This window comes from Bacillus sp. NEAU-Y102, assembly GCF_054788175.1.
On sequence record NZ_JBTWFK010000005.1, the window covers coordinates 189,292 to 201,431 of the forward strand.

Consider the following 12,140-nt stretch of genomic DNA (forward strand, 5'->3'; position numbering starts at 1 on the left):
TATTCACTCCTTAACGATTTCTTATGCTGCTTTTGTTTCTTTGACTGTTTCTACATATTGTTTTGCTTTCTCATTATCGAATTCGCCTTCCCACTTCGACATAACAATGGCCGCTAATGCATTTCCTAATACATTGACAGATGAGCGAATCATATCTAAAATGCGGTCAATTCCCGCAATTAACGCGATACCTTCTAGTGGTAACCCCATTGAACCTAACGTTGCTAATACAACAACGAACGATGCACCTGGAACTCCCGCCATACCTTTGGATGTTAACATGAGAACGAATAATAACGTTATTTGCTCCGTTAATGACATGTGCACACCGTACATTTGTGCAACAAACAATGCCGCTAACGCTTGATAAATAGCCGATCCAGTCAAGTTAAATGTATAACCTGTCGGAATTACGAAAGAGGCAACTGCCTTTGGACAACCGAACTCTTCCATTTTTCTCATTATATTAGGTAAAACAGCTTCTGAACTTGCTGTCGTAAACGAAAGAATCAGTTCTTCTTTTAAAATTTTCATTAATGTAAAAATGTTTACGCCAACCATTCGTGCATTAATACCTAATACAATCACAACGAATAGTATAACAGTTACGTATACAGCTAGCACTAGTTTTCCTAGCGGAAGTAATGTCGCTACACCAAATTTTGCAACCGTAACGGCAATTAATGCGAATACACCAAATGGTGCAAATTTCATCACTTGATTTGTAACCCAAAACATGGCTTCGAGTACGCCTTCAAAAAAGTTAAAGACAGGCTTTCCTTTTTCCCCAATTGCCGCAACTCCTAAGCCGAATAATACTGAGAAGAATATAATCGGTAATAGGTCACCTTGTGCAATCGATTCAAATACGTTTTTCGGTACAATGTGAACAATTGTCTCAGCAAAACCTTTCTTCTCGGTTGCATCTGCAGTTTGTTTATAAGAAGAAATATCACTTTGCTGTAAATTACTCATATCAACACCAGTACCTGGTTGGAATATATTCGCTGCAAGTAATCCCATTAAAATAGCAATTGTCGTAATAATTTCGAAATAAAGAATTGTCTTACCGCCCAGTTTCCCAAGCTTTTTCATATCTCCTACACCAGCTACTGCAACAATTAATGCTGAAATAACAATTGGTACTACAATCATCTTAATTAAGTGAATAAATATATCTCCAATTGGTGTGATATAAGAAATCGCCGTTTTATTGCCATAAAAGACTGCCCCTACTACAATCCCTAAAACAAGCGCTACAAAAATTTGTGTTGCCAATCCGAATTTTTTCATTTATGTTCATCCCCTTCATGCGAACGCTTTCAATTTGAATTTATAAAAGCTACTTACACATCTTATAAGCGAACCTACAAAATCATACAAAAACCTACAAGTTCGTCACAAAAAATTCAAATATTTTTCTTCTTTTTTTCATTGACACCATTTTGTTAAAAAACGATAAAATAAACTTGATAAGTAATCAGATTGTTTCGTATAATCAAAAAGATATATACTTAAAAAAATCGAAATGAAAAGGAGTGGATGTTATGAGAAACTATACAAAGAAATTCGTCCTATCTTCTTCTTTTCTTTTTCATTTTCTTAAAAAGGAACAAAGGCATTCGCCTTTGTTCCTTTTTTATTGCGATCTATATAGGGGGAATAGTTATGAGACCATATAAACGTGTCTTAATTAAATTAAGCGGCGGTGCACTTGCCGATCAAACTGGAAATAGCTTTAACTCCAAACGATTAGAACATATCGCAAACGAAATTTTATCCATTGTTGATTTAGGTATCGAAGTATCCATCGTCATCGGTGGCGGTAACATTTTTAGAGGTCATCTAGCTGAAGAATGGGGAATTGATCGCGTAGAAGCTGATAATATCGGTACGTTAGGTACAATTATTAACAGCTTAATGCTTCGCGGTGTTTTAACAAGTAAAACAAATAGAGAAGTGCGCGTTATGACTTCCATTCCATTTAATGCAGTAGCTGAACCATACATTCGTTTGCGTGCAGTCCACCATTTAGATAACGGTTATATCGTTATCTTTGGAGGCGGAAACGGGCAACCGTTCGTGACGACAGATTATCCAAGCGTACAAAGAGCTATTGAAATGAATAGTGATGCCATATTAGTCGCAAAACAAGGTGTCGACGGCGTTTTTACAAGTGATCCAAAGCATAACAAATCAGCAAAAATGTACAGCAAACTAAACTATAATGATGTTGTTAGACAAAATATACAAGTCATGGATCAAGCAGCATTACTGCTTGCCCGAGACTACAATTTACCAGCACATGTCTTTAACTTTGATGAGCCTGGAGTGATGAAACGAATTTGTTTAGGGGAGCATGTAGGGACGTTGATTAATGATGATGCTTCATTGCTGGTGCATGAAAAATAATGATTTCCCACCAAAAAAGGGTGTCTTTTGTAGGCACCCTTTCCTAATTCATCATCACAAATAGAAGTCAACCAATCCCGCTACTTTCTCCTTACAACGCTCCCAAAAAGATAACTTTTCAAAAAACTCTTTCGTCATTTCTTTCGAATCATGAAAATCCTCTGTTAACGCCTTATTAACTTGTCCTACAATAGGACCACCATAAATATAAAAATTCATTTCATCATTTATATTGAAGCTACGCGAAGTAAAGTTTGTTGTACCTATAACAGTTAACTCATTATCAATCAGCATTAACTTTCCATGAAACATTCCTTTTTTATACCCATATACAGTAATCCCATTATTAACAGCCTGACGTATGTATGGATACGCCGCTTCTTTTATAAGAGGTAGATCTGGTTTATATGACCAAAGTATTTTTACTGTAACACCACGCTTTTGCGCCGCGATTAAAGCATTCATAGATTCTTTATTTTTCGCTATAAAATACGGCGTTGCAATTACAATTGAGTGCTGAGCTTGTTTTATGAGCTCTATATATTTCTCAGCAACGTAATGGCCATTGTAACTAGTCATAGTATGTAATGTATTCCCTTTGCTAGCCTTATTCGTACTTCTCTTTATATCTTCTTTCGTATCTCGCTTCCAATCTAAAGCGAATTGCTCCTCTAAATCTTTTGCTCCTTCTCCTTTAAGCCGTACATGATAATCACGCCAATATCCAAATCGCTTATCTTTCCCTAAGTACTCGTCCCCAATATTAAAGCCACCCGTATAGCCAATTTCTCCATCAATCGTCGTAATACGGCGATGATTACGATGATGTAGGGAATAAAACCCGAATGGTAATTCCTGTTTTCTACTATATGTAAAATGCACGCCACTTTCCTGTAATTCTTTTTTCACCTTTCTTTCAAATGATAAATCGTTAAGTAAATCGACAGATAAATATACGTTTACTCCTTCTCTCGCCTTCTCTTTTAATAAGTTTAAAAAAGTATGGCTACTTTTATCATCCGACAAAATGAAAAAGTACGTGTAAATAGATTGCTTCGCCTCTCTTATATCAGTAAATAACTGTTTATAAAATGACTTTCCTTCTACATATAATTGAAAATCACTATAATGAGGAGCGTACTCTGTCGGCATATTTTTCCCGACTTCCATTTTTCTTCCGAGCGTAACGTCAATATGCATCCAAATTAAAACAAAAACGAAAATAGTAATTACAATAGAAGTAACTCGCAATATTTTTTTAATCATTTTGATTTCCTTCCGCTCATTTTCTTTCCACCTTTCTATTTTGTCATTCAAATTTAGATTTCATGCTTCATACAAAAAAGGATGCGACTTAACGTCACACCCTTTTCATATTAAACAAAGTTTCTCGCATCATTATTTCTTCCAAACTTATAAATAGCAATTAAGAAGAATGCTACCGCAAAGGCAAATAAGATTAAAATATTTAAATACAAATCTGAAATTGGAATTCCTTGTTGTAGTTTTGATACTGTGTCTAATAGCCATCTCTGCGGAAGAAAATCAGCTACTTTTTGTACCGCTTTTGGCATAATGTCATAAGGAAAATAACATCCAGCCAGTAAACATGTCGGTACAATAATCATATTTTGCAGTGCATTTGCTGATGCTGAGTTTTTCGAAAAAGCGACAAGGACTAACGATATTCCAATCGCTATTAAAGCAAATAGCATGAGTACACCAATCATCACTATGAAAGGCATATTGATATTTATATGAAAAATATTCGTTAGGAATAAGATTGTAATCAGAATTTGTACTGTTAATAGCAGCATATTTACCCCGACATTAGATAATATGAATTTCTTCCCATCTATCGGCGTTGATAAGAGTCTAAAATACGTTCTATTTTCTTTTTCTTTTAAAATATAACCTGATAAGTTCGCTGCTGAAAATAGCATAAACATAATAAGGTAACCCATCGTTTGGTTTGTCATATCTTTATTTTTCGAAGTATCTTCTAGCGTCTCAGTTTTCATTTTAAATGAACCTTTTTGATATCCTGCGTACATAGTATCAAATGCACTTTGATCTGTTCCTGCTACTTTATTAATAGCTGCTACATTATCAATATAATTGTATAAATATGATTTTATAAATCCTGTTACTTGATCACCTTTAATCGATGAAATTTCAATATGATTTGGTTTCCCTTCTCGAACACTTTTTGAAAAACCAGAATCTAATGTAATAACTCCATCAAGTTTTTTGGAAGTGAGTTTATCTTCTACTTCAGATTCTTTAATTTTACTTACCTTTACATGATTTAATCCTTCTAAAAATTTCACCGTATCATTTGCTATAGATTGATTTTCTTTATTAATAACCCCGATATTTAACGTCCCTTGCCCCATATTCCCATACATCGAGAAGGAGATTAGTGTTCCAATTATCGGCAAACTAATAATAATGAATAACCCTTTTTTATTTTTCAAAAGTACAGATAACGTTTTTTGTATGAGCCATAAAATATCTTTCATACTATAGCCCCTCCCGTCTACGTAATGCAATAATTGCAATTAATAAAAAGAGTGCTGAAATGCCAAGGTTTAAACATATTACCGGTAGTGCTGCTCCTACATCATTTGCATAAATAATTTTCATAACAGCTGTGTTTGCCCACGTTAATGGTGATAAATTCGTAACGAAATTTTCTTCTATTACGAAATATGCACCACCAAAAATAGAGGATAATTGCACAATAACCATAATAATTGCTCTAGATGATTCCGGTGTTTTTGTAATATATCCAATTCCTAAACCGAAGCTAATCGCTAGAAAAATTTGTGTTAATAAAATAAGAAATATGATTCCAAGATGGTCGCCCCAATTCGCTTGAAAAACAAATTTACTAAATAACATGACGAGTAATATGCACAGAGCATTTGCTACTAGGCTACCAAGTACTTTTCCAATGAATATTTCAGCCTTACTTATAGGTGCAGCAATGAGACGATCTCCTGTTTTACGTATTCGTTCTCCTCGAATTAAAGAACTCGCTCCCATCGCAGCATATAGTGCAATCATCGTTGTCATTACAACCGCGTAGTAATCCATAGAACCTGGTTTTTTCGCAGCTTGTAAAGATGTTTCTTTTATATAATCATTATGATTTCCGCTTGAAAAAACTGTGCTCACCTTACTAGGATCTACTTTTGCAACTTCGGCCGCTACATTGTACTTATCAACAAATGTTGTAAGCATTCCTTCCACAATACTTCCCTCAACACTACTTTTGTCACTTCCATAAAATTTTGCACCATCTTTATTTAACTCTACATAAGCAGCATATTTATTTTGCTTCACTTCTTCTTTCCCATCTATACCTTCGGAAGCTTTTTTAAAATGAATACCCGATTTATCGACTTCTTTCGTAAATGCTTCGAACGATTGAGAAAATGTGCTACTCGCTTCATCTTTGTAGAGCACTTGTATATCTTTAATCGCTTGACTATCGCTATCAAATGCATTCGTTAACGCTGTTCCTAACACAAGCATAAGTACAACCGGAAATGCTAACATAAAAACTAAAGTTCTTACGTCTCTGAAATCTCTTTTAATATGCATAACTGCAATATTGAAGATGTTCAATTGATGAACCTCCCTTTACCTTTTCTTCATTTACCTTTTATTTATCTCGTAAGTTTCTTCCAGTCAACGTAAGGAATACTGTTTCTAAGTTCGGGGCCTGCTCCTCTACCGAACGAATTTCAATATCATGATTAATGAAGTGCTGAATAATTTTATTTAAATTGTTTACTCCTGCATCCGAGTTTACTTTAATTACGTTCTCTTCAATTTGAACAGCTTTCACACCGTTTATCTCTTTTAACTTTTTTACATCTAAATTTTCTACTGACTTCACTTCAACCCAAATATCTTTCGTATCAGTAATAATCGCTTTTAACTGTTCTTTCGTACCTTCTGCAATTACTTTACCGTGATCTACAATTGCTATTTTCGTACAAATCTCTTCTACTTCTTCCATATAGTGGCTCGTGTAAATAATGGTACTTCCCATTTCATTTAATTTTCGAACAGACTGGAGAATATAGTTTCTTGACTGTGGATCAATTCCCACTGTCGGCTCATCCATAATAATTAACTTCGGTCTATGAGCGATCGCACAAGCGATATTCAATCTTCGTTTCATCCCGCCAGAAAAGTTTTTCGGATCACTTTTCTGTTTATCACTAAGCCCCACAAACTGAAGCGCTTCCTCTACTCTTGCTTTTAGCTCTGCTCCTCTTAAACCGTACAATCCAGCAAAGAATTTCACATTTTCATAGGCAGTTAACTCTTCATAAATCGCAATATCTTGCGGAACGATACCGATATTCATCTTCGCAAATCGATTATGTTTTTTTATATTTTTTCCTAATATGCTAATTTCACCTTCATTACTTCTTAACAACCCAGCAATCATATTTATCGTTGTACTTTTACCAGCACCATTTGATCCTAAAAAGCCAAATATCTCTCCTTCTTTAATAGATAAAGACATATTATCTACCGCGATGAAATCACCAAATTTTTTCGTTAAATTTTTAATTTCTAATGTATTCATCATTTCACCCCTATTTCGGTTTCTCTGCTTTTAGTATAAACAAAAAAAATGAACCTGCTCAGTGCAGAAGTTCATTCTTTTCACATGAGATTATTCACTTTTTTCATATGAGATGGTTCATCTTCGTCCCATTCTCTTATATCGGCAACAACATCGTCACTGAAAAACCACTTGTTCCATCTACAATAATTTTCCCGTTTACAGACGCTGTTCGCTCCTCCATCCCCATAATACCGAGACCTTTCTTAACAAGAGCTGCGCCTTTTCCGTTATCCTTCACTTGCACCTTAACCATCTTATTAAGCACATGAATATCTATAGAAATAACTGTCGCATCAGCATATTTCATCGCATTTGTTAGTGCCTCGGTAACATTTTCACCAATAATTTTCCACTGAATGGGAGAAATCATATCTAAGTTTCCCTTATATACGAAAGGAATGTTTACATCATGCTTACTAGCAAACTCCTCTATGAATAATTTCATACGGTGAATGCCAATTTGCTCAGTTGGTGGCTTCATATTTTTTAATGTAATGCGAATACTTTCAATTCCATCTTTTGAAATATGAATTGCATTTTGTAATAACTCCGCAGATTTTTCTTTATCTATCCCCATTAATCTCTTTGCAGCTTCCATTTGAATTAATGCACCTGTCATCGAGTGACCAATTTTATCATGAATTTCTTGTGATAACCGATTTCTCTCTTCTAGCTTAAATGTGTATTCTGATTGTCTTATGTACTCTTTATTTTCATGTAAGCTTTTCGTAAGTCGTTGCATATCTTTTCGCATCTTATCATTTTGCGATTCAAGCTTTACTACACGTGATATATATCGATCTGCCATAGTTAAAACGAGAAAAGAAAATGCAACAATTAATCCATAAGTCATTCGAATGCTTTCATCTGTAATTGTAATTGGAAGCATCATAATAACAAAGCGTGACCAATTCTTGTCTATGTAATGGAATGTAATTTCGTATAAATTCAAAGGTAAAAACAAAATAAAAAACGGATGAACCCTCCATGTTAATAACATAACTACACTAATTGAAATACAAATCAATATTTTTTTGTACGTATCTTTTTTTAATATAGAGATTAGCACGTTTACAGAAAGATATAAAAGCAAAGCAAATATAACCCATGGTAAGTTCGTAACATTTGAATGTATGTAACTGAACACAATATATATAAAGACAATTAATTTACTTACAGTTAACCAAAATTCCATATCATTAATCTACTTTCCCTGTTAAGTAGTAAATCGCAATTTGTGTGCGATGTTCAAGTCCCGTTTTCCCTAAAACTGATGTAATATAATTTGCAATTGTTCCTTCAGATATAAAAAGCTGTTTCGAAATTTCTTTATTTGAGAAACCTTTTGCAATTAATGCGATAATACTAAGCTCTCTTTCAGTAAAAAGACTTTTATCTATTTTACATTCTTCCTCTTTACTTTCCATTAAATTGGACTTAATTTTATCGAGAACTACATCTTGCATAACAGTTTGGCCATTATATACCCCTTTTATTGCATCACGAATACGCTCCGGATCGTTATTTTTTAATAAATACCCTTTCGCTCCGTTTTTTACTGCATCCAAAATATATTCATCATCATCAAACGTCGTTAAAATAAGCGGTTTTGTTTTCGTCTCTTCACAAATAAACTTCGTCGCCTCTACACCGTTCATATTTGGCATACGAACATCCAAAAGAGCAATATCAACTTCATGCTTTTTACAATATGCTACAGCTTCTTCTCCATCATTTACTGTATCTACCACTTCGAACTCTTCATATGTATTTAAAATAATTTTCATGCCTTCTCTAATAAAAGAATTATCGTCTGCTATTAATATTTTAATTTTCATGTTTGTTAGTATGGACCTTCCTCCTACTAACATTCACATCCTTTCTCCGTGTAACATTTCCTACTTGCTCATTATATACTTCTGCTTACCATTTTTTCACACTTTTTTCATCTAGCTGTTCTGCAAAAAATATATTATTCTTTTTTTACAAAATGTGTAGGGTGACTTATCATTCTTTACGTCTATATAATAGAATGCGTCAAAAAGGAGGGAGAGACCCATTGAGGAAAAACAATTAATTGAAAAAGCACAACAAGGAAGCGAACATGCTTTTCGTATCCTCGTGCAAACATATCGTCGTTATATTTTTCAAGTTATCTTTTCTATTGTAAGACATGAAGAAGATGCGAAAGATGTTACACAAGAAGTATTCGTAAAAATTCACGCCTCTCTCCCAAATTATCAATTTCGCGGATTAAAAACGTGGATGGCACGTATTGCCACCAATCACGCTATTGATTATAAGAGGAAGAAAGCTCGAGAAAGTGAAGAACTCTCCTTATGTAAAGAAACTGAGGAAAATATACAGTCCTCTCATAATATTGAGGCTTTATTATTGACGAAAGAGCAGAAATTACTCATTGCTCAAAAACTGAGAGAACTTCCTGAAAATTACCGTGACGTCGTTCTCGCACATTACTTAGAAGAAAAAAGCTATCAAGAAATTGCTTTACAGGAAAACATTGAAGTAAAAACAGTCGAAATGAAACTGTATCGGGCAAGAAAATGGATTAAAAAACATTGGAAGGAGGAAGAGTTTCTATGATGCATTATTCAAAAGAAGATTGGCGCAATTATACATTAGATTTTATAGAAAGCAATGAACGTGAATCTATGGAAGAACATCTTTATGAATGTGATCATTGTTTAGCACTTTATATGGAAAGTATTGATGAACAACATGAAAACCTTCCAATGATAAATGATGATTCATTTACGAACGAAGTTATGACGCAAATTAATTTTGAAACACTACAGTCTAATGAAAATATAAAAACAACCTCACTAAAGCGCACGATCATTCACTACATAATTGCGACTGCGGCTACAATTATTTTTATGGTAAGTGGTTTATTTCAGTATATTTTTACAGCGACATCAAATTTAGAGAAATCTTCAAAACATAACGAGTCTTCTATCTCACAACAAATTGTAAACAAATCGGTAGACACATCGAAAAAGGACGGAGGTTCAAAGCATGAATAAAAATCCCTTTTTAGCACTTGTATTAGGGCTAATTCCTGGGCTTGGACATTTATATTTAAAGAAATTTGGACGGTTTATTTTATATAGCGGAGGGGCTGTATTTCTATTTATCTTTGCAGCATTTTGTACAATAGCATTAGGAGCCCGTGATATTGCTTTTCTTTCTCTATTTTTACTAGTCGTGTTATGGGCAATCAATTTATTAGATTTAGTTATCACTATTATTAATCAATCGAAAAAACAAGCTGCCGGAGAATTCATAGAATCCTCTAAAGAGAGCGAACGATTTTATATCATTCTCTTATCCATCATCCCTGGACTTGGCCATTTTCAATTAGGACTTATGCAACGCGGACTTACATTTTTAGTAGCTTGCACAGGAATCGGAAGTATGATCATTTTCGTTGCACTTTTAACATCGCAAGAAAGTTTTCTTATCTTCCTTATTACATTACCTGTTTTATGGATTTACAATTTCTTTGACGTTGTTCAGCAACTCCAGAAAAAAGAACGTGGCGAGCAATTAGATGATCGTACTATTTTCGAAGAGTTTGAAGAGCACCGCGAGCAAGGAAAGAAAAATAAAACATTTGCTTCTATTTTAGCGATGTTCCCCGGAGCAGGTCATATGTATTTAGGCTTACAACGCCGTGGTCTTCAGCTTATGGCAGCCTTTTTACTATCTATTTATTTACTCGACTTATTAAGACTTTCTGCGTTTTTATTTTTAGTGCCAATCATTTGGTTCTATAGCTTTTTTGATGCTTTACAGCAAACAGCAAAATACGGAAAAGAACGAGTACAAGACGAACCCATTATCGATTATTTTATAAATCATCAAAGATGGATTGGTATCGGATTAATTACACTCGGTGTTTATTATTTATTAGATCAAACAGTCCTTCCTATTTTGAATGATTATTTTGTAACTATATTTAATATTCATCTTAGTGAACTATATTATCGCTATTTCCAAACATCTATCGTTGCGCTCCTTTTAATTGGCGGCGGCTTTAAATTGTTACTTGGAAATAAAGAAAACAAAGGTGGGACAAGCGAATGAGGACTTGGCGTGTTGGAACATTCTCAATGGGGCTTTCTATTATATCGTTAGGATGCTTTTTACTATTTTCAGTCGTAAAAGGAATTCAAGTATTAGATACACTAACTGCATGGTGGCCAGTTTTACTTATCATACTTGGAGCTGAAGTTTTACTATACCTTGTATTTTCTAAGAAGGAACAATCATTTATTAAATATGATATTTTCAGCATTTTCTTTATCGGCGTTTTAGGAAGCGTCGGAATTGCTTTTTACTGTTTATTATCAACTGGATTACTAGAAGAATTTCGTCATTCTATTAACACAACGAGACAAACGAGTAATATTCCAGACGGACAATTTGATATACCTGAATCTATCAAAAAAATTGTAGTAGATGCAGGGCGTCAGCCTCTAACGATAGAGGGAAATAATACAAATCAAATTCACCTTTTGGGAACTTATGAAATGACGACGAAAGCAAATGAAAAACTCAATTTAAAACAAGATGATTTCCTTTCAGTTCAAACGGCTGGAGAAACGATGTATATCAATTTAAAATCATTACCTGTTCAACATACGTTATTTAGTTCAGCACCACAAGTGAAACCAACGCTTGTTCTTCCACAAAATAAAAATGTGGAAATCCGTGCTTCAAATAACGAACTATCTCTTTATCCAGGTCAATTACAAAATAATTGGTTTGTACAAGAAAGCTCAAGAGTGTCTGTCCATCTTGCAAAAGAGAGTGATGTTTCTTTAACAGCAGTAACGAATCAAAAAGAAACACACGGAAGCACACCTTGGGAACAAGTAGAAGATTTAACAAAAAAAGAAAATACTTCTTCAGAAGAACATCCAGAATTAAACAACCAAGAACATTGGTATAAAAATTCAATTAAAACTGGAAATGGCACGCACAAGTTAAATATTGAGAAAACTTATAATTTAAATATGAGCGTTATTGAAAAATAAGAAAAACCTTCCGCAAT

At 34.0% G+C, this 12,140-nt stretch carries 12 protein-coding genes; 5 read left to right on the forward strand and 7 right to left on the reverse strand.

The features are described 5' to 3' along the window. Nucleotides 1-21 precede the first annotated feature (21 nt). Entirely contained in the window at nucleotides 22-1,293 is a 1,272-nt protein-coding gene (locus ACYFX0_RS14930) for a cation:dicarboxylate symporter family transporter (RefSeq protein WP_000713293.1), read from the reverse strand. A 375-nt stretch (nucleotides 1,294-1,668) separates the two neighbouring features. Here ACYFX0_RS14930 and pyrH point away from each other — a divergent pair, with 375 nt between their 5' ends. Further along, a complete protein-coding gene (gene pyrH / locus ACYFX0_RS14935; RefSeq protein WP_001248060.1) occupies nucleotides 1,669-2,412 on the forward strand; it encodes a UMP kinase in 744 nt (247 codons plus the stop codon). Nucleotides 2,413-2,466: 54 nt separating this feature from the next. Here pyrH and ACYFX0_RS14940 read toward each other — a convergent pair whose 3' ends face one another. The 6 genes from ACYFX0_RS14940 to ACYFX0_RS14965 form a co-directional block, all read right to left on the reverse strand. After that, nucleotides 2,467-3,678 (reverse strand): phospholipase D-like domain-containing protein, encoded by a 1,212-nt coding sequence (locus ACYFX0_RS14940; RefSeq protein ID WP_000591943.1) that lies wholly within the window; start codon nucleotides 3,676-3,678, stop codon nucleotides 2,467-2,469. Between the two features lie 110 nt (nucleotides 3,679-3,788). After that, nucleotides 3,789-4,934: an ABC transporter permease gene (locus tag ACYFX0_RS14945; protein WP_000651860.1), complete on the reverse strand. Its 1,146-nt coding sequence runs from the start codon at nucleotides 4,932-4,934 to the stop codon at nucleotides 3,789-3,791. A gap of 1 nt (nucleotide 4,935) precedes the next feature. After that, complete coding sequence (locus ACYFX0_RS14950; RefSeq protein ID WP_001020189.1) at nucleotides 4,936-6,045, reverse strand: ABC transporter permease; 1,110 nt, start codon at nucleotides 6,043-6,045, stop codon at nucleotides 4,936-4,938. 37 nt (nucleotides 6,046-6,082) lie between these two features. Beyond that, on the reverse strand, nucleotides 6,083-7,021 hold the full coding sequence (locus tag ACYFX0_RS14955) for an ABC transporter ATP-binding protein (protein ID WP_460270852.1): 939 nt from the start codon (nucleotides 7,019-7,021) through the stop codon (nucleotides 6,083-6,085). Between the two features lie 136 nt (nucleotides 7,022-7,157). After that, nucleotides 7,158-8,258: a sensor histidine kinase gene (locus ACYFX0_RS14960; protein WP_000397660.1), complete on the reverse strand. Its 1,101-nt coding sequence runs from the start codon at nucleotides 8,256-8,258 to the stop codon at nucleotides 7,158-7,160. A 4-nt stretch (nucleotides 8,259-8,262) separates the two neighbouring features. Continuing rightward, complete coding sequence (locus ACYFX0_RS14965) at nucleotides 8,263-8,901, reverse strand: response regulator transcription factor (protein WP_000694093.1); 639 nt, start codon at nucleotides 8,899-8,901, stop codon at nucleotides 8,263-8,265. Between the two features lie 283 nt (nucleotides 8,902-9,184). Here ACYFX0_RS14965 and ACYFX0_RS14970 point away from each other — a divergent pair, with 283 nt between their 5' ends. From ACYFX0_RS14970 to exsE, 4 genes are read left to right on the forward strand one after another with little or no spacing between them, the layout of a single operon-like run. After that, on the forward strand, nucleotides 9,185-9,667 hold the full coding sequence (locus ACYFX0_RS14970) for an RNA polymerase sigma factor (protein ID WP_247727815.1): 483 nt from the start codon (nucleotides 9,185-9,187) through the stop codon (nucleotides 9,665-9,667). Continuing rightward, nucleotides 9,664-10,107, forward strand: a complete 444-nt coding sequence (locus ACYFX0_RS14975; RefSeq protein ID WP_000972351.1) for a hypothetical protein — start codon at nucleotides 9,664-9,666, stop codon at nucleotides 10,105-10,107. The genes ACYFX0_RS14970 and ACYFX0_RS14975 overlap by 4 nt, the downstream gene beginning before the upstream one ends. Then, the gene (locus tag ACYFX0_RS14980) at nucleotides 10,100-11,170 is read left to right on the forward strand and encodes a hypothetical protein (protein ID WP_001039098.1); all 1,071 of its coding nucleotides are present in this window, start codon (nucleotides 10,100-10,102) and stop codon (nucleotides 11,168-11,170) included. The genes ACYFX0_RS14975 and ACYFX0_RS14980 overlap by 8 nt, the downstream gene beginning before the upstream one ends. Continuing rightward, on the forward strand, nucleotides 11,167-12,123 hold the full coding sequence (gene exsE / locus ACYFX0_RS14985; protein ID WP_460270853.1) for an exosporium protein ExsE: 957 nt from the start codon (nucleotides 11,167-11,169) through the stop codon (nucleotides 12,121-12,123). The genes ACYFX0_RS14980 and exsE overlap by 4 nt, the downstream gene beginning before the upstream one ends. Nucleotides 12,124-12,140 lie beyond the last annotated feature (17 nt).

Excerpts from the sequence above, each read along its gene's own strand:
- ACYFX0_RS14930 (WP_000713293.1), bottom strand. The coding sequence starts at position 1,293 with ATGAAAAAATTCGGATTGGCAACACAAATTTTTGTAGCGCTTGTTTTA.
- pyrH (WP_001248060.1), top strand. The coding sequence starts at position 1,669 with ATGAGACCATATAAACGTGTCTTAATTAAATTAAGCGGCGGTGCACTT.
- ACYFX0_RS14940 (WP_000591943.1), bottom strand. The coding sequence starts at position 3,678 with ATGATTAAAAAAATATTGCGAGTTACTTCTATTGTAATTACTATTTTC.
- ACYFX0_RS14945 (WP_000651860.1), bottom strand. The coding sequence starts at position 4,934 with ATGAAAGATATTTTATGGCTCATACAAAAAACGTTATCTGTACTTTTG.
- ACYFX0_RS14955 (WP_460270852.1), bottom strand. The coding sequence starts at position 7,021 with ATGAATACATTAGAAATTAAAAATTTAACGAAAAAATTTGGTGATTTC.
- ACYFX0_RS14960 (WP_000397660.1), bottom strand. The coding sequence starts at position 8,258 with ATGGAATTTTGGTTAACTGTAAGTAAATTAATTGTCTTTATATATATT.
- ACYFX0_RS14965 (WP_000694093.1), bottom strand. The coding sequence starts at position 8,901 with ATGAAAATTAAAATATTAATAGCAGACGATAATTCTTTTATTAGAGAA.
- ACYFX0_RS14975 (WP_000972351.1), top strand. The coding sequence starts at position 9,664 with ATGATGCATTATTCAAAAGAAGATTGGCGCAATTATACATTAGATTTT.
- ACYFX0_RS14980 (WP_001039098.1), top strand. The coding sequence starts at position 10,100 with ATGAATAAAAATCCCTTTTTAGCACTTGTATTAGGGCTAATTCCTGGG.
- exsE (WP_460270853.1), top strand. The coding sequence starts at position 11,167 with ATGAGGACTTGGCGTGTTGGAACATTCTCAATGGGGCTTTCTATTATA.